This window comes from Candidatus Neomarinimicrobiota bacterium (genome assembly GCA_041154365.1).
GTDB lineage: Bacteria > Fidelibacterota > Fidelibacteria > Fidelibacterales > Fidelibacteraceae > Fidelibacter > Fidelibacter multiformis.
This window is the reverse complement of the sequence record AP035449.1, coordinates 248,395-270,299: the sequence shown is the minus strand read 5'-3', so window position 1 is coordinate 270,299 and position 21,905 is coordinate 248,395. Positions and strand designations below refer to the sequence as shown.

Here is a 21,905-nt window from a genome sequence, read left to right as displayed (position 1 = left end):
CTTTTTCACATATATTGATGATATCTGTTCAGTCACTAAGCGGAGTCTGTTATGGCAAGAAAACTTTTTCTGCTTTCTTTTCACCGATCCTGCTTTATGAACCGAATCCTGATGTTGTTGCTATTTATACTTTTCTGCCTTTTTCCGGATACATTATCCGGACGGGAAGTCCGTGTGGGTATCTATCAAAATCCACCCAAGGTTTTTCTGGATGAATCAAAGAATCCTCAGGGAATTTTTATAGATATCATGAATGATATTGCCAGGCGTGAACATTGGGATGTGAAATATATCTTTAATACATGGGATTCGAATTTAGTCCTTCTGAAACAGGGGAAACTGGATATTGTTCTGGATGTTTCTTACCTGGAGGAAAGGGAGAATTTTCTTACATTTAACAGTGTTCCGGTTATAGAATCCTGGTTGCAGGTTTTTACAACCCGGACAACATCTCTCAATGCCATCCATGATTTAAACAATAAAAAGATCGCTGTTTTAAGGGGATCCATTCAGGAAAACTATTTAAAAGAGGAACTCCGGCCCTGGTTTCATCTTGATTTTACCGTTTATTCCTATCCGGATTATCCCTCGTCCATCAAAGCCCTGAAAGCCAGTGAAGTGGACCTTATAGTAGCCACCCGTTTTTTTTATTTCACCCTGAGTCCCAATGACGACATCATTCCGTCCCCTATTGTTTTCAGACCATCCAATGTCTACTTTGCCTTTCCTAAAACACCGGATAATCCCCTTATTCCCCTCATAGACAGGCACATTTCCCGCATGAAAAACTCAACCCGTTCCGTGTATTACACATCCCTTCACACATGGCTGAACTCACCTGAATCGTTTCGGATTCCTCAATATATCGTCTTACTTCTTCTCGTCATTGGTGTGGGACTGTTCTTCTTTATCGGATTCACCATTCTTTTGAAACGACAGGTACGTCAAAAAACCTCTACCTTACAGACAAAAAATCTGGCCCTGGAAGAAGCATATAAACAGGAAAAAATCCATGAAGCAGAAATTGAAAAGAGTCTGGCAGAAAAGGAACTCCTGCTGAAAGAAGTCCATCACCGGGTAAAAAACAACCTGAATGTGATATCCAGTCTGTTGAGGATACAGGCCAAACGCATACATAATCCTGACGAAGCTCAGATCGCTTTTCAAAACTCCAGCGAACGGGTGATGATCATGTCTCTGGTTCATAATCTTCTATATACGACCGGAGATTTACAGGAGATTAACTGTAAAACATTTGTTGAAACACTTACGGCATATCTCATAAAAACCTATTCTGCCGACCATATAAAAATTGTTCAAAATGTAGAGTCATTGTTTTTAAATATTGATCAGGCCATACCTTGTGGACTTATCCTGAGTGAATTGCTGACAAATGCATTGAAACATGCTTTCTCGGGCAGAAAGGAAAAGAACAGTGAAATCAACATTTCCTGTTATCGGGTAAATACACATCATGTCCGACTTTGCATTTCTGACAACGGCATTGGGATTGAAGACGTGGATACTTTTCGACAAAAGGGGACTTTGGGATATCATTTAATACACCTTCTCACCGAGCAACTTCACGGCTCGATGAGCATCACTGGTGATAAAGGAGTACATGTAAAGATAGAATTCCCTTTGGAAAATTTTTAGACAGTTAAAAACACTTTTCACAATTTCAGATATTTTTAGATGGAATCTTTTTCCCAGGGAAGAGTGATATTCATGCTCCGCATCTTTTCTTCAAATTCGTAGCGTTCCTGTCTTTTTTTCAGGATTCCCTGTGCATCCCGCACCAGCCAGCCAAAAGATTCCGCCTTTTCAAGGGCAGCTTCCGGAAGTCCCTGAAGCAGACACGCCAGGATTTCCCGTTCAAGTCGAGAAAATTGTATGGATTGCATCACATAATCGTTGAAAGCTTCCCAGGTTACCGGGGCCCAGCGGCTCACAATTTCATGGCCGATGGTCAGGGCATAGTCCCGGATTTCTTTCTGGGCGTTGTTTTCCATCCGGAGTTTAAGAAAATGGAGGAGATTGTGAAGATCGATTTTCCAGTAGGCTTCTGTATAGGTACAAAGAGGCAGGTCTTTTCGGGCCTGTTCACGGGCTACACCTGCATCCAGGCGTTTTGAATAGATGTGGCGTGCAAGTTGGTGTAATTCCGATTCCTCTTGGCTGAATTCCCGTCCCGTTTCAGGATCAATGAGTCCGGCACTCCCCTGATGATTCACGTCTGACTGCCCTCGCCAGGCATCCGGAGCTGTTTTCTGGGCAGCATTGATGGCGATGGAATAACGGGTGGAATATTCATTGACACTGGCGGTCCGGTGACGTATCCATTGGCGCCAGCAATCCATGGGCACACGGACGTGGAGCTTAATGGAGCACATTTCAAAGGGACTGGTATGCTGGTGTCGAAGGAGATAGCGAATGAGTTCACGATCCCGGCTGACTTTTTTCGTGCCTTTTCCGTATGAGACCCTGGCAGCCTGAACAATGCTGCTGTCAGTTCCCATATAATCCACAACCCGTACAAACCCATCATCCAGCACTTTAAAAGGTTTACCCAAAATATCGTCCAGGGCTTTACTGTGAAAGCGCGACAATTGTTCTATTGTTTCTTCCATCAATCTCCTCATCCTTTCGTATCCGGGATAAGTTAAGAAAATTCCAATGCGATGGCTTTGGAAATTCTTTATAATTCCAGGGACAGATTTTATATTCCCGGGAAGGAGGATCTCATGAAACCTTATTATGTGGGGGCTCATGTCAGTGCGGCAGGGGGTGTATCAAATGCACCCAAAAACGCGGCGGATATCGGTGCTACAGGCTTTGCCCTTTTTACAAAGAATCAGCGTCAATGGCACGCCAAACCTCTTGAAAAAGAGGAAATCAACGCTTTTAAAAAAGCCTGTGCTTCTTTGAATTACCCTCCTGAAAGCATTCTGCCCCATGACAGTTATCTGATAAATCTGGGCCATCCGGAAACTGAGGGACTCAAAAAAAGCCGAGATGCTTTTCTGGTTGAGATGAAACGGTGTGAACAGCTGGGGCTGGATCGTTTGAATTTTCATCCGGGGAGCCATCTCAGGAAAATATCGGAAAAAGAGTGTCTGGCCAGGGTTGCTGAATCTGTCAATCAGACTCTGGATCAAACAGAAGGGGTGACAGCCGTCCTTGAAAATACAGCGGGACAGGGAAGCAATATCGGCTATTCCTTTGAGCAGCTGGCTGAAATCATGGATCAGGTAAAAGATCCGGACCGTATTGGAGTCTGTATCGATACCTGTCACGCCTTTGCCGCAGGATACGACCTAAGATCGGAAGAGTCCTGCCGGAAGGTTTTTGAATCCTTTGACAAACTCATCGGATTCTCCAAGCTAAAGGGCATGCATTTCAATGATGCCAAGGCCGGATTGGGCGAAAAGAAGGACCGGCACGAGTCATTGGGAAAGGGAAATTTGGGCTTGGCAGTTTTTAAATATGTCATGTCGGATAACCGGTTCAGGGGCATCCCCCTGATTCTGGAAACCGTTAACCCGGAAATCTGGGCGGATGAAATCAAAATGCTGATGTCTTTTTCAAAAACAGATAAATCCTCCTAAATTATTCCCCCAAAATCAAGAGGTTCACGTGCACTCACACACACATCATCACGCATCTTCACAAGGCAAAATCCTGATTGTATTCCTGTTGAATGCAGTCATCACGCTGGCAGAATTCATCGGTGGTTTCTTATCCAACAGTCTTGCACTTCTTTCTGATGCCGTTCATAATCTTCAGGATACCCTGGCCATCGGCATCAGTTATGGCGCCCAGGCTTTATCCAGGAAACCGGCGAATACCCGTTTTACCTTTGGATATCACCGGGCAGAAATTTTATCTGCTTTTATCAACATGTCCATTCTCATCGTCATTGCCTTTTTCCTGGTCCGGGAAGCCTGGGAGCGTTTTCAAAATCCGGAAATCCCCGTCTTAAGCATTATGCTCCCTGTCGCCATAATCGGACTTTTCGGAAATGCCCTGAGTATCTTTTTTTTAAATAAGGATAAGGACCATAGTCTGAATATCCGCAGTGCTTTTTTACACCTTTTTTACGATACCCTCAGTTCAGTTGCCGTAATCCTTGCAGCCATCGGTGCCTGGCTTTGGAAATGGTCCTGGATTGATCCGGCCGTCACATTGGTGATCGCCATCCTCATGATATTCAGTAGCATTAAAGTCCTTAAATCCACGATACGAATCTTACTGAACGGCACACCGGAAGATCTACATCTGGACGAGATTGTACAAAAACTTGAAACGCTTGATGAAATCACGAATATTCACCATGTCCACATCTGGAATATTTCTGAATCCACCCGGGCCTTCAGTTGTGAAGCCATCATAGACGACCGGCTTTTATCAAAAACAGCCCAAATCCGTGAAAAAATGTTATCCTTATTAAAAGAGTATCACATTGACCATCTTACCGTGCAATTTGAAACGGAGTGTGATGATGAAAGAGTGATTCATACATAAGAGGATGAATGAAATGGATTTTCTGATGGCTCAAGATCGCAAACAAATCAATATTAAGGAACTTTCATGGCATATATAAAAATAATCGAGCCGAATGAAGCTGAGGGAGCATTAAAAAATATTTACTTAGAATTAGAGAAATCGAGGGGTAAGCTTGCAAACATCCATAAAATTCAGAGTTTGAATCCTGAAAGTATCACCCGGCATATGGATCTTTACATGACCGTTATGTTCGGTAAATCTCCACTAACCCGTGCACAGCGTGAAATGATGGCTGTTGTGGTTTCCAAGGCAAACCGGTGCGAATATTGTCAGAAACATCATCTTGAAGCCCTGAAACATTTTTGGAAGGATGATGAGAAACTTCGGGCTTTTCAAAAGGATTATAAAAGCGCCGGATTATCATCTGTGGATTTTTTATTCTGTCAATATGCTGAACTGTTAACACGAAATCCGGATACAAAAAGTTCAGAGGAACACATTTGCAAAATGAAGGATTCCGGCTTGGATGATCGTTCCATACTGGATGCTGCTTTGGTCATTGCATATTTTAATTTTGTGAATCGCCTGGTGCTGGGTTTAGGTGTCGAGGCAGAGCAGGAAGGAACCGGCGGGTACATTTATGATCATCAAAGCTAGCGGATATTTTCTTCCAGGCTGCGAACAATATGTTCCAGACCGATCTGATCTTCTTCATGAAAACGTTTTATTAATGGACTATCGATATCCAGAACCCCTTTGCAGGTATGATTCATAAAAAAGGGAATCACGATTTCCGAGCGGGAATCCGGATCACAGGCAATATGACCATCAAAGGCATGGACATTATCAACACAATATGTTTTTTGATTTTGAAAGGCGGTCCCACACACACCCTGCCCGGGTTTCATTCGCACACAGGCCGGCTTTCCCTGAAAGGGTCCGAGGACCAATTCACCATTTTTATAAAAATAGAAGCCCACCCAATTAATATCGGGCAAGGAATACCATAGCAATGCACATAAATTGGCCGCTTGCGCAATCAGGTCTGACTCTCCCTCTAACAAGGCTGATGCCTGTTTTTTGAGTGATTTATAGAATTGTGTTTTATCTGTTGTTTGCTGAGGCATATTATTCATGATCAATCCTGAATTTTAAATTCTGTATTTTGAATTGAATGAAGAATGATGAATGAGGGGATACGTGTGAGGGGCAAATCATCCAGGCGTCCTTCCGTCTTACCCGGTCATCAAGTAGATCCGTTCATCGGGATGTATGGAGAAGTAATTCTCCATCTCTAAAGCAGCGGAGAGAGAGGGATTCGAACCCCCGGTCCGCCAAAAGCGGACGCTGCATTTCGAGTGCAGTGCATTCAACCAGGCTCTGCCATCTCTCCGGCAGTGCCGAATTTAAAAGATATCCCAGGCATTTAAAAGACGGAAAAGGCGGATGCGAAATTCTTCCTTGCACTCAACCTACTTTTTCTTAAATTTTGCGATGTTTCTTGACGGGTGATAAATATATTGCGGATCAGGAAGAAAACGTGTATTATTAAACCATCTGGGAAGGTGAGTAGATGCTTTTACGACTCATATTAGCTCCGCAAGTTCCGAACTATAGTATTCCCATTAATGTGAATACACAGGTCCGTCATTTGATTCGTTTAGCGACACGGACATTTCACCGCCATTGTGATGAAAAAATCATCCGGGAACGCCGTTGGCAATCTTTTGACACATACACTTTTTCACAGCTTCATATTCCCAACCGGAAAATCAATGAAAATCGGATTATGGGAGGAGAAGAACCTACCACTCTCTACATTTCATCCCCGGATATCCAGTTCATCAAATGTCTGGATAAGGTCTTTAAAGAGTGGGAAGTGATACAAATTCAAACAACCCGCTTTACCCTGGTCCGGACCGAATTTGAAGAAACACCGGAACTGGAAGAGGTCCCCCACTTTACCTGTCTTTCCCCTGCAGCTATTACACGTCCACAAAAATCTAAAGCTTTCATGTTTATCCTCCCCATGGATTACGACATGAATCACTATCTTACCCAAGCTATGCACCGGCGGTATGAAGCTTATTATGGGGAAACACTGGAAAAACCCTTTCTCAAGGTGGAATTTGATCCGGATTACGTCCTCCGGAAAAAAAGCAAGATTACCAAATTAATCAATATCCATAAATACGAAGATCTTGGTTTTCTCAAAGTGAAAAGCTTCTTTTCACCCCTTGTCCTCAGAGGGACTCCCGAACTGGTCCGATTTGCCTATGAAGCCGGCCTGGGTGAATTTACCGACTATGGTTTCGGGATGCTTCAACACGTGGTGCCGGATAAATATGTCAAAGGCAGGCGTATTACAACTTAGACGAGTTGAGAGTTAAGAGTTAAGAGTAGAGAGGGAGAGTGTTGAGTTGAGAATTGAGAATTGAGAATTGAGAATTGAGAGTTGAGAGTTGAGAATTGAGAATTGAGAATTGAGAGGGGTGAGTTGAGGGTGACCAAATATTATAAGCTGTTTTCATCAAAACCGTATTAATATATATTTATATACCAACCATTCTTTTACGTCATTCAGTTTTTTACTATTTACGAGTGAAGAACACTTTATAAATATATGATTTACAATATTATGTTGCATTTTTAGACTCGACCTTATATTTTATCCCCGGGGGAGGTTCAAAGATTAAATAATTCATATATTGAACCAAAAAATTATCTTTATATTATTTTGTGATAAAAAAAAGAGCCTTTATTCAAAGGCTCTTTTTTCATATATCAAACGCTGAGGATGGTTTTACTTGTTTTCCTCAATGGCAGCCTGTGCAGCCGCCAACCGGGCAACAGGCACCCGGAAGGGCGAACAGCTGACATAGTTCATGCCAACTCTGTGACAAAACTTCACGGATGAGGGTTCTCCCCCGTGTTCACCGCAAATGCCAACTTTCAACTCAGGACGGGTACTCCGCCCCTTTTGGGTACCGATTTCAACAAGCTGTCCAACACCGGTCTGATCCAACACCTGAAAGGGATCGTGTTCCAGAAGATTTTTCTCCAGATAGATGGGGAGAAATTTACCCACATCATCCCTTGAGTACCCGAAGGTCATCTGGGTCAGATCATTGGTCCCGAAAGAAAAGAACTCAGCCGTTTTGGCGATTTCATCAGCCGTCAATGCTGCACGGGGAATTTCAATCATGGTGCCAACCATGTAATCCACGGTATCATTTCTTTCTTCAAATACCTTTTCTGCTGTTGACCGGATGATTTCTTCCTGCATTTTCAGTTCCTCTTTGGTACCAATCAAAGGAACCATGATTTCCGGAAGCGCTTTGATACCGCGTTTCTTACAATTCAATGCAGCTTCAATGATCGCACGAGCCTGCATTTCCGTAATTTCCGGATAGGTATTACCCAGACGGCAGCCCCGGTGCCCAAGCATGGGATTCACTTCGTGCAGGGATTCTACTTTATTGAAGACTTCTTCGGGAGAAACCCCCAGTTCTTTCGCCATATCCGCCTGGGATTTCTCATCCTGGGGGACAAATTCATGGAGAGGTGGATCCAGAAGGCGTACCGTCACAGGCAATCCGTCCATCGCTTCAAAAATACCCTCAAAATCCCCACGTTGCATGGGAAGGAGTTTATCCAGGGCTTTCCGACGGCCCTTTTCATCATCTGCCAAAATCATTTCCCGAACCGCTTTGATCCGGTCCCCCTCAAAAAACATGTGTTCGGTACGGCACAATCCAATTCCGGAAGCACCAAAATCCCGGGCAACTTTTGCATCTTTGGGAGTATCGGCATTGGTCCGGACGTTCATGCGGGTATACTTGTCACAAAGATTCATGAGTTTTCCGAAATTACCGCTCATCTTCGGCTCGATGGTTTCCACCTTGCCTTCATAGACTTCCCCGGTTGTTCCGTTCAGGGAAATCCAGTCGCCCTCTTTGTACTCTTTTCCTTCGGCAACCATTTTCCGTTCTTTATAATTCACCCGAATGCCACCGGCACCGGAGACACAACATTTACCCATACCCCGGGCAACCACTGCCGCGTGGGATGTCATACCACCACGGGCTGTGAGAATCCCTTCCGCTGCATCCATACCGGACAAATCTTCCGGCGATGTTTCAATACGGACAAGAACAACTTTTTCACCTTTGGCTTTCCAGGTTTCAGCATCATCGGCAAAAAACACAATCCGGCCTGTTGCAGCTCCCGGCGAAGCAGGCAATCCTTTGGAAATGATCGTGGCTTCTTCCAAAGCTGATTTATCAAATTCAGGGTGAAGCAATTCGTCCAGCCGGTTGGCATTGACCCGGGTGATGGCTGTTTTCTCGTCGATTTTTCCCTCTTCCAAAAGCTCCATGGCAATGCGGACCTCTGCTGCACTGGTACGCTTTCCATTCCGTGTCTGCAACAACCACAACCGGCCTTCCTGAATGGTAAACTCCAGATCCTGCATATCCTTGTAGTGCTCTTCCAGCTTTTTCTGAATATCAAAAAGTTGTTTATAGACTTCAGGCATGACTTCTTCAAGGGACGGATATTTTTCTTTCCGTTCCTCTTCAGAAATATTCTGCAGTTTAGCCCAACGGCGGGATCCTTCCAGTGTAATCTCCTGGGGTGTCCGGATTCCGGCTACGACATCTTCACCCTGGGCATTTACCAGGTATTCTCCGTTAAAAATATTTTCACCGGTTGCTGAATCACGGGTAAAAGCAACACCTGTTGCAGAATTTTCACCCATGTTACCATAAACCATGGATTGCACATTAACAGCTGTCCCCCAATGATGGGGAATACCATTCATTTTCCGGTAATAAATCGCCCGTGAGTTATTCCAGCTTCCAAAAACAGCCCCGATGGCTCCCCAAAGCTGTTCCCAGGGATCCGTGGGAAATTCGTTTCCGGTGACTTCTTTCACAGCTTTTTTAAAACGGGCTACCAGTTTCTGCAAATCATCTGTCGTCAGTTCCGTATCCAGTTCAACCCCTTTTTCTTTCTTGATCTTATCGATAATGACTTCAAAGGGATCTTCATCTTCCTTGGATTCCGGTTTCATTCCCATCACAACATCACCATACATCTGAATAAAACGGCGATAAGAATCCCAGGCAAACCGCTCATTCCCGGATTTCTTTGCCAGACCGGCAACCGTATCTTCATTCAGACCTAAATTCAACACGGTATCCATCATCCCAGGCATGGATACACGGGCTCCTGAGCGGACAGATACCAATAAGGGATTTTCACGATCTCCAAATTTGGCTCCCATAATCTCTTCAATATGTGAAATCCCTTTTTCCACTTCAGGCTTTAGCTCTTCAATGGCTTTCTCGGTTCCTAATTCATTCCAGCGGTTGCAGTAATCTGCAGTAATCGTAAAACCGGCAGGCACCGGCAAACCAATACGGTTCATCTCCGCAAGATTTGCTCCTTTACCACCCAGCAAATTCTTGTCTGTGGCCCGGCCTTCGGCTTTACCTGCTCCAAAAAGGTATACATTTTTCTTCATATTTTCTCCATTTGTTTTCAGCTTAGAAATATAAGTATCTTCATTTCTAAATGCAACGAAGCACAACCCATATCCCCGGAATAATCCCGATGGCTACCCAATACAATATTATCTCTCTTTAAATTTTCCCTATTTTGATTATCATTCCGCTCAAATTTTAATAGATTTTCCGGGTATAGATTAAGCAGAAACCAATCGGGAGTTCGGTATGGGACAAAATCTTATTGAAAAGATCGTTCAACAACACGCAGTGAACACTACAGGGGTGCTGCACAGTGGTGATTATGTCAGTATCCGGCCGCGTCATGTATTAACCCATGATAATACCGGAGCAGTTATCCCGAAATTCCGGGAAATCGGTGCCTTTTCCATCGCCAATCCCCGGCAGCCGGTGTTTGCCCTTGATCACAATGTCCAGGATACATCTGAAAAAAATCTGTCAAAATACCAGGCGATCGAAGAATTTGCCAGAGATATGGGAGTGGATTTTTATCCCGCAGGATATGGTATTGGTCACCAGATTATGTGTGAACAAGGATATGCTTTCCCGGGGACACTGGTTGTGGCATCAGACAGTCATTCCAACATGTACGGTGGACTGGGGTGCCTGGGTACACCCGTTGTCAGGACCGATGCAGCAGCTCTGTGGGCAACGGGCAAGACCTGGTGGCAAATCCCGCCTGTTACCAAAGTGGTTTTGACGGGTGCCTTAAAGCCTGGTGTCAGTGGCAAGGATGTTATCTTAACCTTATGCGGGATTTTCAATCATGACGAAGTATTAAATCATGCTCTGGAATTCTCAGGAGAAGGTGTCTTATCACTTCCCATTGCAGACCGTCTGGCTATTGCCAACATGACAACGGAATGGGGAGCATTGGCGGGATTATTCCCCATTGACAGCAAAACCCTGGAATGGATGAAAAACCGGGAGGAAGAACTTCGAAAACAGGGGCTCCCGGGAGTACCTTCCGACACAGACGGGAATGGACGGCATCCCCGTATCAATTCAGAGACTCTGGAGGCATTATACAAGTTCCGGCTTCGTCCAGATCCCGATGCCGTGTATGCACAGGAAATCACCCTGGATTTGAAAACCGTCACACCCGTCGTCAGTGGTCCACACAATGTGAAAACATATCAATCTGCTACCCGGGCTGAAACACAAAAAATTAAAATCAACAAAGCTTATCTGCTTTCCTGTGTCAACAGCCGGTATGAAGATCTGGCTGAAGCAGCAAAAATTGTGAGAGGAAAAAAAGTGGCACCGGGGGTTACCTTTTACATTGCAGCAGCATCGGCAGAGGTCCAGAAAAAAAGCGAGGCAGCGGGTGACTGGCAAGCTTTGCTGGAAGCCGGAGCCGTTGCATTACCACCAGGATGCGGTCCCTGTATCGGCCTTGGCCAGGGCCTACTTGAAGCCGGGGAAGTGGGAATTTCTGCCACCAACAGAAATTTCAAGGGACGCATGGGATCCAAAGAGGCAAAAGCATATCTGGCATCACCGGCTGTTGTGGCCAAATCCGCCCTGACGGGATATATTAGTCCCCTGAATGACGAAAAAGACCTCAACCCCATTGCCAAGCGGATTCCCCTTGCAAAACAAACCGAACAGGCACCTTCCGAACTCATAGAAGGTTTTCCTCAAACCACCCGTGGCAAACTCCTTTTTTGTCCGGCCGACAACATGAATACAGATGGAATTTATCCTGGAAAATACACATACAACGACACCATGACACCGGAGCAACAGGCAGCCGTAGCCATGGAAAACTATGATCCGGCCTTCCAATCCCTGGTCCGCCCTGGAGATATTCTGGCCGGTGGATTTAATTTCGGTACCGGCAGCAGTCGTGAACAGGCAGCTACTGCACTGAAATATCTGGGTATTCAAATGGTGATTGCCGGATCCTTTAGCCAGACATACAAGCGGAATGCCATTAACAATGGGTTTATCGTCGTGGAATCTCCCGAATTTATTCATTATCTTTTGCGGCAATTCGGCAAAGGAGAACTGACATACCAGACAGATCTGGAAGTCCTTGTGGATTGGAAAACCCGGAATCTTCACGTCCGGGAGGAACAATTTCCCATGGACGGTCTGGGGGTCCCTGCTCAGGAATTGATCCTTCAGGGGGGATTAAATATGTGGGTCCGGGAACAACTCAAGAAAAGGGAAATGTGATATGACACAGATTGTGGTGGTGGGGTCCATTGCGCTGGACAGCGTAGAAACACCCCTTGGAAGACGGGATAATGCTTTGGGGGGATCGTCCACCTATTTCAGTCTATCCTCATCCCACTACACGAAAACATGTCTTGTCGGCGTGGCTGGGACAGATTTTCCAAAGTCCGCTCTGGATTTGCTACAAAAATACGGGATTGACCTTGAAGGACTGGAAATAAAGGATGGAAAGACTTTTCGCTGGGGCGGCCGTTACAAGAGCAATATGAATAAGCGGGATACTTTGTATACCGAACTGAATGTCTTTGAAAATTTTCAACCATCTCTTCCCCCTGCATACCGGAAAAGTCCCATCCTTTTTCTTGGAAACATCCATCCCGAACTACAGCTACAAGTATTGCACCAGATGGAAAATCATCCCCTGACGGCTTTAGATACCATGAACCTTTGGATCGACATCAGCCGGGATTCGCTTCTGGACGTTATTTCAAAAGTAGATATCCTCTTCATCAATGAAGATGAGATCCGACAGTTGAACGGAACCTCCAGTATCCTCACAGCAGCAAAAAAGACACTGCAATCCGGTCCCCAATTCCTTATTGTAAAACGGGGAGAAAACGGTGCCATGCTCTTTCACAAAGATAAATTATTCATCATGCCTGCCTACCCTATTGAGAATGTTGTAGACCCCACCGGTGCAGGAGATTCCTTTGCAGGAGGCTTTATGGGATACCTGTCCACCCGGAATCTCAAAGAATTATCCCTGAAAGACTATAAAAATGCCATGGTCCACGGGACAGTAATGGCTTCATTTCTTGTGGAGACCTTTTCCACAGACCGGCTTGTTTCAGTCACCCGGGAGTCTATCCAGCACCGGGTTCAAAATTTACTGGAAATGATCTGTGTGGATTAAAGAAGATAACATTCGGTGTAAGAAAAATTTGGCGGACAAATTATTTGATTCCGGCTGTGCATTAAATAAATTATAAGGATATCAAAAAGGAGACATAATGAAAATTTCAAAAGTTAACATCTAACTCTTTCTGGCAGTTATAGCCCTGATCATCGGGTGCTCATCCCAGGAATTCACATCTGCAAAACTCTATGTCCAGCAGAAAAACCTTCCCAAGGCTGAAGAATTCTTTCTGCTCGCCATGGATCGGGAACCAACCAATCCGGAAGTCCCTTACCTTTTGGCCCGGGATGTGTACGGTCCCCAGGAAAAATATGGATTGGCCCTGGAATACCTGAATAAATCGCTGGAACGGGGTCCCCAGTTTAAGGAAGATATTGAACAGCTGAAAGAATTTTACTGGCAGAAATCCTATAATGAGGGACTGAAATACTACACGGCATTGCAAAACAAGTCAGCAACAGATTCCGTAAATGCCGTTCAGGAGGCTATCCGTTTCCTGGAAGATGCCAAAAGCCTGAAACCGGATGATGAACGGGCATACTACCAACTGGCACGTATTGCAAAAATCTATGAAAACGATCCGGAAAAAAGCATGACCTATATTAATGAAGGTATTGAAAACTCTGAAAAAGCCCCGATTCTAAAAGAATACAAGGCCATTCAGCTGATTCAGCAGGGAAAAAAGGATGAAGCCCTGGGCCTGTTGAAGGATGTGATCCAGATGGAAACCGAAAGAAAGCAGGATGCTGCAAAGCTCTATGCCCGGATACTCCTGGAAGAAGAACGGTATGATGAAGCTGAAGCCACATTTAAGCAAATTGTGGAAGAAAATCCGGACAATTCAGATAACTATTTCAACCTGGGTTACCTCTACGTAAGAATGGCCTCTGAAGCCAAAGAACGGGGAGAAACGGAAATGGCCACCACATATTATGAAAAGGCTAAAAACCAGTTTGAAACAGTTCTGGCCATGAATCCCGACGATATGCTTGTCCTTGAAGCCGTGGGAGATTTATACACTGAATTAAAAGACTATGCCACTGCCGAATATTACTATCAGCAAATGGTGGACAAAAACCCCATGAACGTGAACTATTTAAAGAAACTGGGACGTGTTATATATCTCCAGGGCCGGCAGGAAGAAGGCCAGGCGATCTGGGATCAGGCAAAAGCCATTGAATCTTTAGAATAGATAAACAAATCAAAGACGCTTCAAAGGGGTTGATATCAACCCCTTTTTTTTTATGAGAATAGCCCTACAGGATAGATTCTTATACCTGTTATTCCTTTTTTAAGGGGAACAAATATCCTTAACTTAGAGTAAGAAAATTAACGATTCATCCATTCCCGTGTCTAATATACGGGAAGAAGAGGAAAGCTTATGAAACGCATACTTTTCAACCTTTCGATGCTGGCAATGATACTCATCTCCACATCGGGATGTTATACACTCACGCGCCCACCATTGTCTGCCATTGAGGCGGATTCCTCGGCGGCCATTACATATTACCATGAGGAATACAACGATAACAGGGTGGAAAACTATCATTTCTACGATCCCTATGGATATCATTCCTATTCACCCTATCGCTGGCATTTGCGGTATGACTGGTTTACAGGAAATTATTATTATGATCCTTACTATTATGATTACAGGTATTATAACCGGGACTGGTATTATTACAACAACCGGTATTACTGGTACCGGGATGGGTACTGGTATTACACACCCACACCGGGAAGTGGATCTTCAGGTAATGATGACAGTGGCAAAACCCCTGGAAGACGGACACTGACTGTTCCAAGGGCTATTGGTCCATCCTCGCCCTCTCCTGGATCTGTTCCGGCACCTTCAGCAAATACCCGTATGTCTTCCGGTAATGCAAGTCCTGTCTCTTCACCTCCACCTGCCACTTCCAGTGAAACCAAATCATACTCCACCCCCAAATCATCATCCGGCGGCAGCTCGTCCTCGTCCTCGGATTCATCAAAAGAAACCAAAACAAAAAGTTCAGACAATCGCCGTAGCAGTAAACCAAAACGGTAAACATGATGAGAAAAATACTATTTATTGTTTTCTTAAGTATTCAGATTCTGTGTGCACAGTATAGCGAAGAAGATGCATTACGTCCTTTTAACGGATTTTCAGGGCATCTGCCTCAAAGTACAGCCATTGGAGGGGCCGGCGTGGCTGCCGGTCAGGTTATGCCCGAACTCTCACTTAATCCGGCTAATATCGCCATGACAAAGTTCCGGATTCTCCGGGGAACCTATGGATCCGGGGAATTTACCAGCGGAAGCGAAACATTACCACAAAGCCGGATATCCCATGTTTCCTATACCCATGCCATCCCCGTTTTTCGCGGACATCTGAGCTGGTCAACGGGAATTACCCAGGATCTTGAATATGCCATGAAATATGAAATCCCCTCCTATTCCCAACGCATTGAAGGCAGTAGTTATACTTTACATCTGGCAGGAGCTACGGAATTTGCCAAAGATTTATACATCGGTGCTGATTTTCAAATTCCGATGGGGGATTTCAAGCTGACTGCCAAGTATTTTGACCAAAATACACAACTTCTGGTTGAACCTTCTTTTGTCGGGGTCTCTGGAAAAATTGGCCTGATCCATACCTTAACCCCGTATCTGAACATCGGTCTGGCTGCCCAACTGCCGAAAACTTTATGGGTAACTGAAGATAATACGGAGATTTTTGGAGACAGCCTTGTTGTAGAATATGAGCCCTTTGATTATACCCTGACACGCCCTATGGAATTCCAGGCAGGAGCTGCTCTTCTTCTCAAATGGTTTGACATCTTCTATCAGGCGGATTTGATTCAGTGGAGTGGGTTGAAATGGGATTCTGAAGATGATGAACTGTTTGATCAAAAAATCAATGAAGGGATTGAAGAAAAGTTCAATCGAACCTTAACCCACAGAGCTGGCGTATCCATTCATCCACCCTTTTTACCCATGAATCTCTATGGAGGATATCAGTTCAGACCCAATCCGCGTAAAGGGGAAGATCCGGTTCACGTAAGAAGTGCCGGGTTCTCATGGCTTTTCCGGCAAAGTGTCAATATCAGCACATCCTGGCAATCTTGGACATGGACGTATGAAGGGCAGGATGAATCCTGGGATCAATTATTGATTGGTATGGAATTTATCTTCTAAAAAAATTTTTTATCCGTTCCCCAAAAGGCCGTTTTTAGAACGGCCTTTTTGATTTATGTCAAGTTATAAATACGTTGTCATCATTTAAAAAGCTTCCTATCTTTTATACCGAATATCTTAATCATTCATAACCGTTCACTCATCATCAGGATGTCTTATGAAACGAATGAATATCCTTGCTTCATTTTTTTCCATGTTATGCCTTGGCGGAATCTACGCATGGAGCGTTTTCGTTCCTTCCCTCAAAACAGATTACGGTCTTAGCGGTGCCCAGACCCAATTAATTTTCGGACTTATCATTGCTGTTTTCGCTTTATCCATGATCTGGGCTGGTTCCCTTGAACAGAAAATCGGTGCTAAAAAATTGGCAATGATATCGGCTATACTCTTTTTTCTGGGATACGGTCTTTCCGCTTTATCTGCTGGAAATTTTTTCCTGATTCTTTTGGGGATCGGTATATTCAGCGGGATTGCCACTGGTTTTGGATATTTGATGGCACTGACAATTCCCGTTAAATGGTTCCCAGAAAAAAAAGGACTCATTGCCGGTATTGCGGCAGCCGGTTTTGGCGGTGGAGCTGTCGTCGTCACTCTGATGGCAGAATCCCTTTTTTCAAAAGGTTATCATGCCCTGAATATATTTATGATAATTGGAATGACATTTGGACTCATCCTGCTGTTCATGGCTCTTTTTTATACGGTGCCGGAACAATCAGGGACCGAAGTTCCCCTGAAGCCTGGTTTTCTGAAAGAAAAAAAATATCTCATGTTACTCATCACCATGTTTTGTGGTACCTTTTCAGGTTTAATGGTAATCGGTAATCTAAAACCCATGGGGCTCGTCCATTCTATATCTGAGCAGATTCTGGCAGCCACAATTATTCTTTTTTCCATCGCCAATTTTACCGGACGCATAGTATGGGGCTGGCTGAGTGATTTCTTTTCTAACAGATTACTTGTTCTCATTGCCTTGGGATCATTGGGTGTCAGCACCTTTCTGTTAGGATTTCTTCCCCTGAACAGCCTGCTTTTTATCTTACTCGCTCTGATTACCGGCTTCTCTTTTGGGTCCAACTTTGTCCTCTTTGCCAAAGAAACAGCCCAGCTCTTTGGTGTATCCAATGTGGGGAAGGTCTATCCCTGGGTCTTCCTTGGATATGGCATCGCCGGAATCACCGGCCCTTTGGCAGGAGGATGGCTATCGGATATCTTCGGCAATTATCAATATGCATCTCTTGCCGCTTCGCTCATCAGTCTTGGCGGTGGTGTGACTTATTATATGACAATTCGTAATGATACTGCATAATAATGGTTCTTAAACTACATATCCGGACATGTTCGGATATGTAAATATTGAATAGGAGGGTATTGAATGACACCATCAAACATCCCACGGTTTTTCTGGATATCGTTGAGTTTTTGTATGATTGTAGCTACTCTGGGGCTGTTGGGAATTGCCTGGCAATCCACATCCGTTTCCATCGAAATCGCCAATGCAAAAATCAATCTGTCGAGAGCGATATCCGAAGTTCGGCAAATTAAAGATGAACTTGAAATAGAACAAGAAAGACTGATTGAAGAAAAAGAAGCGCTGAATGATCTGTTAAGCAATCTGGAAAAGGCACCAGCAACTTCATCTGAAACGGAAGAACTTCTGAAATCCTATTTATCCAATAAAAAAACACCCTGGCCGGCAGTATTAGAGAAACAGCGTTTCAATCAGTTAGACCATCAACTGATAAGGCTGGAAAGAACATTGAATGTCAAACAGACAGGTACTACCAGGTAATTTGAAGCAGGGCGGTTAGGACTTTATCTCCGTGATCATCCAGTGGATGACTGTAATCAACCCGGAAAATATTCAGAGCACTGTTATCCAGATGGAAAGTACATCCTGCCGTCATTAGATTGGTTTTTCCGAAACCGGCTTCATCAAGGTGTTCAAAGCGAAAAGCCGGATCAAAGGAACTAAACCAGAGATTATTAGTCTCAACTGAAGTTTTAACAAAGATATAGAAGGCATTGGAGCTCTTTCCATCCCGGTTTTGTAAGACATATTCACTACCGGTTTCAAATTTCTCTGCGGACCAGAGATAAGCACCATTGAAATATTGTCCCCGAAAATTCCGGGATTTATCTGTAAACCATGATACAGATATCTTGTGTTTATCATATAGGGGGATTTCTCCCCGCATGCCGCCACTTAAATGGTCATCCGTGTTCACTGCATTATACCCTTCTCCGTTAAATAGACCGGCAGAAATTGTAAAGCCCCGGGTTCCCGGAGACCACATTCCCTGGATTCCGATATCACGGATAGGGGGTGTAATCTGACGTGTCAGAGGCCGGTAAATGAATGGCATAGATGCAGGACTTTTTAAATTGGAATCACTGAAAGGAACCTTCATCTGTCCCACTCGGAAAGCGAGTTTATCCACAACCTGTATATCCATGTATGCATCCAAAAGTCCAACGGGTATGTCGGCAGACACATGAGTTAAATAGCCTGTTGAATCCCTTTGAACCTCCAGAGACCCGAGTGAAGAGAATTTTGCATACAGTTTATATCCTAAGCGATGTGAAACTTTGCCTTTCATACCCCAGCGGGCATGAAAAACAGAAAAAGACTGCGATTCCAGAGCAGGTTCACTGACAAAGGCACAGCGGATAAAGCCAAAATGGGAAGCCTTGGTATCGACTTCTTCTGCATGCAAAATCAGGAACGGAACCAGGAAAATTAAAAGAGCAGTCAACGCACAGAACCTCATGTTTTTTCCTTAATGAATAAGTGTTTTATAAAGAGTTAAGATTCCAAGTAACATGGTCAGAATTCCAATTGCCATTTTAAAGACTTTTGGCTTAATCGATTTTACGAAAAAAGCTGAAGGATACACAGATAAAACTGCACCGATCGTCAGGTAAGGAGCCAGGGACCAATCCAGGTTGGTATCGGTGAAGATGTATAAAAGCACACCCACCAGACATGTGAGTCCTTCTGCAACAGAGGTGATGGCTACCGCATTTTTTCCATCTACACCGGATAAAAGCTGTCCACTTGTGACAACGGGTCCGTAACCGCCCCCGCTGATCCCTTTATTGAATGAAGCGATGATGCCCAGTATACCCACCTTTTTCCAGGAAAAGGCATACATTTTATTTATTGTTAACAAAACAATTAGTCCAATCGCAAAGACCAGTCCGCCAATATACAGTTTCAACCATAACTTTGGAATATTCACGGCTATTAATACAGCGCTTACAGTACCAACTACACTACAACTTGCAATGAGCAGGGCAACCTTCAGGTTCATTGGGAGCCCTTTTTTCATACTTTTTGTAAATCCCATTTCTTTAAATGCCCGATAGATCCGTTTTAAGCTCATCGTTTTCGGCTTAAAATCGGCATTCCCTACAGCATGATGCGTAAAACCGGCCAGTAAACCACTCACCAGTTCAGACAAAAGAATAGCGGGGACAACCTGCAATGGTTCAAACCCTAATAGTAAAAGCACTGGTGTAAGAGTGGTCCCGTATCCCATTCCAAGGGAAGAATCCACGAGTTCTGCAAAAAACGCGAGTCCTAACAACGCAAGCCCCACTTCCAAAGCTAATTCAAACATGTGATACACCTTTCTTGATCTTTTCTATCTTTTTTGTCGTATTTGATTTAAAAAAATTTTCTACAACAAATCCGAAATATGAGTCCCTTCCATAATTGTGGAGATATAATCTCTGATTTCACGAAAAACATCAATCAATTTCTGGTTTTGCTCAATGGGTGTTTGTTCATAGAAATAAACACTGACCGATTCCACCGGAGCCAGGGCACCATCCATCAGCCGTATAATTTCTGCCAGGGAAATTTCTGATGGACTCTTTCCTATTCGATATCCCCCTACTGCTCCTCTTTTACTGCGAACATAACCTGCTCTTTTCAAAATGAGGAGAATCTGTTCCAGAAATTTACGGGGAATATGTTTTCTCCTGGCAATGTCTTCTATATGCTGAAGTCCTTCCGACTCCCGTTCTGCCAGGTCTATCATAGCCAGAATGGCATATTCGCTTTTGACGGATAATTTCATGATTCTCTACTATTCTTATCGTTATTGTACTGATTAAGAAACATAATGACAAGTTTTTCCTTCAACATTGTAATTTGTTGCAAAGGCCACAAAGCGTCCGTGGTGACTCAACGAGAACCGTCCTTTCAAGGTTTCGTGACTGATTTTAAGTACTGGTGCACCTGATTTTTCCTTGCACCAAGTGATTCTTTCAGGCCACAACATGTTGTCCGGCCCAAAAAGCTTTCGAACTGTAAAGTCCCTTACAGCCTTGGATTGGTCCATATTCACTTCCATACATGTCACATCACTCTTTATCTGATCAAGAGTCAGATATGGAGAATATACCAATGTGTGAATATAGGGTATGTTTCCTTCCTTACCGCCATATCCCTTCTCTGCTTTCACATGTAGTAAAAGTTCACCATGACTAATAACCTGTCCCTTTTCAGGCATCACCTCGAAGGAATTCCACCACCCGGACATGTCCGGATTATGTTGTTTATGTGCTTTATAAGCTGATTCTTTTATACTCCATATCATCCAAAGTCTTTCGATATATTCAGGACTTCCCAGAGGCCATCGATTTAGATAATATAGCTCTGAAGGTGTACAGGTGCGATCCGGAAACCGGGGATGGAAATTCCAGGCATCCGTGTGACTTAAATCCACAATATCATTCCCTAAAACGAGAGGGATGTTATGATTTATATTTTTCAAAATAGAGATCTTCCATTTCTTTGATCTTTTCAATAATAGTCCTTGATATATCCCGTTCAGCACGTCTGCCAGTCTGTATACTTTGAGGTGTGATCACTTTAAAATCAAAATAAAGAGTATCTCCTTTTGGAGGCAGGTCTGACATTTCTTTTTGGTTTTCAGCACGCATATACACACAGAGAACCCGGTAGTCTGGCAGGCCATTTAAAATCGTTCCGACTCCATAGCGGACATTTTGAACATTCACCCGGCCATCTGGACTTCGGCCGCCTTCAGGGAAAACGGTGCACAGCTCGCCACGGGCAAGGAGATACCGAAGCGTATCCAGGACTTCTTTATGGTGTTCCGGAGTACCTGTCCGGACGATAGGTATACATTTCCCAAGATATGTCACAAGCCGGTCCAATGGTTTCGTCCAGAAATTTTCTTTGGCAGGGATATTCCAGGAAAAAAGCCTGAAATGACGCCAATAGAATGGAAGGGATGCAAAGGCATGATGAATGTAAATAGAATCCACCTTCGTTAAATGATTGGCACAAATGAGGGTAGGAATCTTGCTTTCTCCCGCTATTCGTTTAAATAACATCCGAATTTTTTTAAGATCCTTTATCCGGTTTTTCTGTACATACTTCAGGATAAAAATGATCACAGGGGCCAGGAGTGGAAAAAAGATCCAATCAACCCATTTCTGTATTGTACAACGGCAGCGTATTCCAAAGGGAATAGAAATATTCAGTAAGTTCTTTTGTTTCATATCAGATGGGACCCGGCCGTGACCAGCCGGGTCTTTTTGATGTTCATGAGTCCTGTTCATGA

Annotated in this window: 20 protein-coding genes and 1 tRNA gene; 12 read left to right on the top strand and 9 right to left on the bottom strand. The window is 44.0% G+C overall.

Annotated elements, in window-relative coordinates; translation table 11 throughout:
* The first annotated feature begins 51 nt into the window (after positions 1 to 51).
* Entirely contained in the window at positions 52 to 1,656 is a 1,605-nt protein-coding gene (locus strainIA91_RS01150; RefSeq protein WP_400167261.1) for a histidine kinase dimerization/phosphoacceptor domain -containing protein, read from the top strand.
* Between the two features lie 35 nt (positions 1,657 to 1,691).
* Here strainIA91_RS01150 and thyX read toward each other — a convergent pair whose 3' ends face one another.
* Complete coding sequence (gene thyX, locus strainIA91_RS01145) at positions 1,692 to 2,630, bottom strand: FAD-dependent thymidylate synthase (RefSeq protein WP_400167260.1); 939 nt, start codon at positions 2,628 to 2,630, stop codon at positions 1,692 to 1,694.
* Positions 2,631 to 2,744: 114 nt separating this feature from the next.
* Between thyX and nfo the strand changes: the two genes are divergently transcribed.
* The 3 genes from nfo to strainIA91_RS01130 all read left to right on the top strand — a co-directional run bounded on the left by nfo (position 2,745) and on the right by strainIA91_RS01130 (position 5,163).
* Positions 2,745 to 3,608: a deoxyribonuclease IV gene (gene nfo / locus strainIA91_RS01140; protein ID WP_400167259.1), complete on the top strand. Its 864-nt coding sequence runs from the start codon at positions 2,745 to 2,747 to the stop codon at positions 3,606 to 3,608.
* Between the two features lie 28 nt (positions 3,609 to 3,636).
* Positions 3,637 to 4,524, top strand: coding sequence for a cation diffusion facilitator family transporter (locus tag strainIA91_RS01135; protein WP_400167258.1), 888 nt, complete (start codon positions 3,637 to 3,639; stop codon positions 4,522 to 4,524).
* 66 nt (positions 4,525 to 4,590) lie between these two features.
* The gene (locus strainIA91_RS01130) at positions 4,591 to 5,163 is read left to right on the top strand and encodes a peroxidase-related enzyme (RefSeq protein ID WP_400167257.1); all 573 of its coding nucleotides are present in this window, start codon (positions 4,591 to 4,593) and stop codon (positions 5,161 to 5,163) included.
* Here the strand turns inward: strainIA91_RS01130 and strainIA91_RS01125 are convergent.
* Both strainIA91_RS01125 and strainIA91_RS01120 read right to left on the bottom strand, forming a co-directional pair.
* Complete coding sequence (locus strainIA91_RS01125; protein WP_400167256.1) at positions 5,160 to 5,642, bottom strand: GAF domain-containing protein; 483 nt, start codon at positions 5,640 to 5,642, stop codon at positions 5,160 to 5,162. The genes strainIA91_RS01130 and strainIA91_RS01125 overlap by 4 nt on opposite strands.
* 167 nt (positions 5,643 to 5,809) lie before the next feature.
* Positions 5,810 to 5,899, bottom strand: a tRNA-Ser gene (locus strainIA91_RS01120).
* A 180-nt stretch (positions 5,900 to 6,079) separates the two neighbouring features.
* Here strainIA91_RS01120 and cas6 point away from each other — a divergent pair.
* Complete coding sequence (cas6, locus tag strainIA91_RS01115; RefSeq protein WP_400167255.1) at positions 6,080 to 6,880, top strand: CRISPR-associated endoribonuclease Cas6; 801 nt, start codon at positions 6,080 to 6,082, stop codon at positions 6,878 to 6,880.
* 429 nt (positions 6,881 to 7,309) lie between these two features.
* Here the strand turns inward: cas6 and ppdK are convergent, their stop codons facing one another.
* Positions 7,310 to 10,033: a pyruvate, phosphate dikinase gene (gene ppdK / locus strainIA91_RS01110; RefSeq protein WP_400167254.1), complete on the bottom strand. Its 2,724-nt coding sequence runs from the start codon at positions 10,031 to 10,033 to the stop codon at positions 7,310 to 7,312.
* A gap of 208 nt (positions 10,034 to 10,241) precedes the next feature.
* Between ppdK and lysF the strand changes: the two genes are divergently transcribed.
* The 7 genes from lysF to strainIA91_RS01075 all read left to right on the top strand — a co-directional run bounded on the left by lysF (position 10,242) and on the right by strainIA91_RS01075 (position 18,097).
* Positions 10,242 to 12,215: a homoaconitase gene (gene lysF, locus strainIA91_RS01105; RefSeq protein WP_400167253.1), complete on the top strand. Its 1,974-nt coding sequence runs from the start codon at positions 10,242 to 10,244 to the stop codon at positions 12,213 to 12,215.
* Position 12,216: 1 nt separating this feature from the next.
* Positions 12,217 to 13,128: a PfkB family carbohydrate kinase gene (locus strainIA91_RS01100; protein WP_400167252.1), complete on the top strand. Its 912-nt coding sequence runs from the start codon at positions 12,217 to 12,219 to the stop codon at positions 13,126 to 13,128.
* Positions 13,129 to 13,369: 241 nt separating this feature from the next.
* A complete protein-coding gene (locus strainIA91_RS01095; protein ID WP_400167251.1) occupies positions 13,370 to 14,323 on the top strand; it encodes a tetratricopeptide repeat protein in 954 nt (317 codons plus the stop codon).
* A gap of 189 nt (positions 14,324 to 14,512) precedes the next feature.
* Positions 14,513 to 15,178 (top strand): hypothetical protein, encoded by a 666-nt coding sequence (locus strainIA91_RS01090; protein ID WP_400167250.1) that lies wholly within the window; start codon positions 14,513 to 14,515, stop codon positions 15,176 to 15,178.
* Positions 15,179 to 15,180: 2 nt separating this feature from the next.
* Positions 15,181 to 16,308 (top strand): hypothetical protein, encoded by a 1,128-nt coding sequence (locus strainIA91_RS01085; protein WP_400167249.1) that lies wholly within the window; start codon positions 15,181 to 15,183, stop codon positions 16,306 to 16,308.
* Between the two features lie 157 nt (positions 16,309 to 16,465).
* A complete protein-coding gene (locus tag strainIA91_RS01080) occupies positions 16,466 to 17,614 on the top strand; it encodes an MFS transporter (protein WP_400167248.1) in 1,149 nt (382 codons plus the stop codon).
* Between the two features lie 66 nt (positions 17,615 to 17,680).
* A complete protein-coding gene (locus strainIA91_RS01075) occupies positions 17,681 to 18,097 on the top strand; it encodes a hypothetical protein (protein WP_400167247.1) in 417 nt (138 codons plus the stop codon).
* Here the strand turns inward: strainIA91_RS01075 and strainIA91_RS01070 are convergent.
* The 5 genes from strainIA91_RS01070 to strainIA91_RS01050 are packed head-to-tail and all read right to left on the bottom strand — an operon-like array spanning position 18,087 to position 21,903.
* On the bottom strand, positions 18,087 to 19,076 hold the full coding sequence (locus strainIA91_RS01070) for a porin (RefSeq protein WP_400167246.1): 990 nt from the start codon (positions 19,074 to 19,076) through the stop codon (positions 18,087 to 18,089). The genes strainIA91_RS01075 and strainIA91_RS01070 overlap by 11 nt on opposite strands.
* A gap of 9 nt (positions 19,077 to 19,085) precedes the next feature.
* Positions 19,086 to 19,928: a sulfite exporter TauE/SafE family protein gene (locus strainIA91_RS01065; RefSeq protein ID WP_400167244.1), complete on the bottom strand. Its 843-nt coding sequence runs from the start codon at positions 19,926 to 19,928 to the stop codon at positions 19,086 to 19,088.
* 60 nt (positions 19,929 to 19,988) lie between these two features.
* Positions 19,989 to 20,390 carry an RrF2 family transcriptional regulator gene (locus strainIA91_RS01060; RefSeq protein ID WP_400167243.1) on the bottom strand — a complete coding sequence of 134 codons (402 nt, stop codon included), beginning with the start codon at positions 20,388 to 20,390 and terminating at the stop codon, positions 19,989 to 19,991.
* Positions 20,391 to 20,423: 33 nt separating this feature from the next.
* Complete coding sequence (locus strainIA91_RS01055; RefSeq protein ID WP_400167242.1) at positions 20,424 to 21,152, bottom strand: 4'-phosphopantetheinyl transferase superfamily protein; 729 nt, start codon at positions 21,150 to 21,152, stop codon at positions 20,424 to 20,426.
* The gene (locus tag strainIA91_RS01050) at positions 21,070 to 21,903 is read right to left on the bottom strand and encodes a lysophospholipid acyltransferase family protein (protein ID WP_400167241.1); all 834 of its coding nucleotides are present in this window, start codon (positions 21,901 to 21,903) and stop codon (positions 21,070 to 21,072) included. Before strainIA91_RS01050 ends, strainIA91_RS01055 begins: the two co-directional genes overlap by 83 nt.
* Positions 21,904 to 21,905 lie beyond the last annotated feature (2 nt).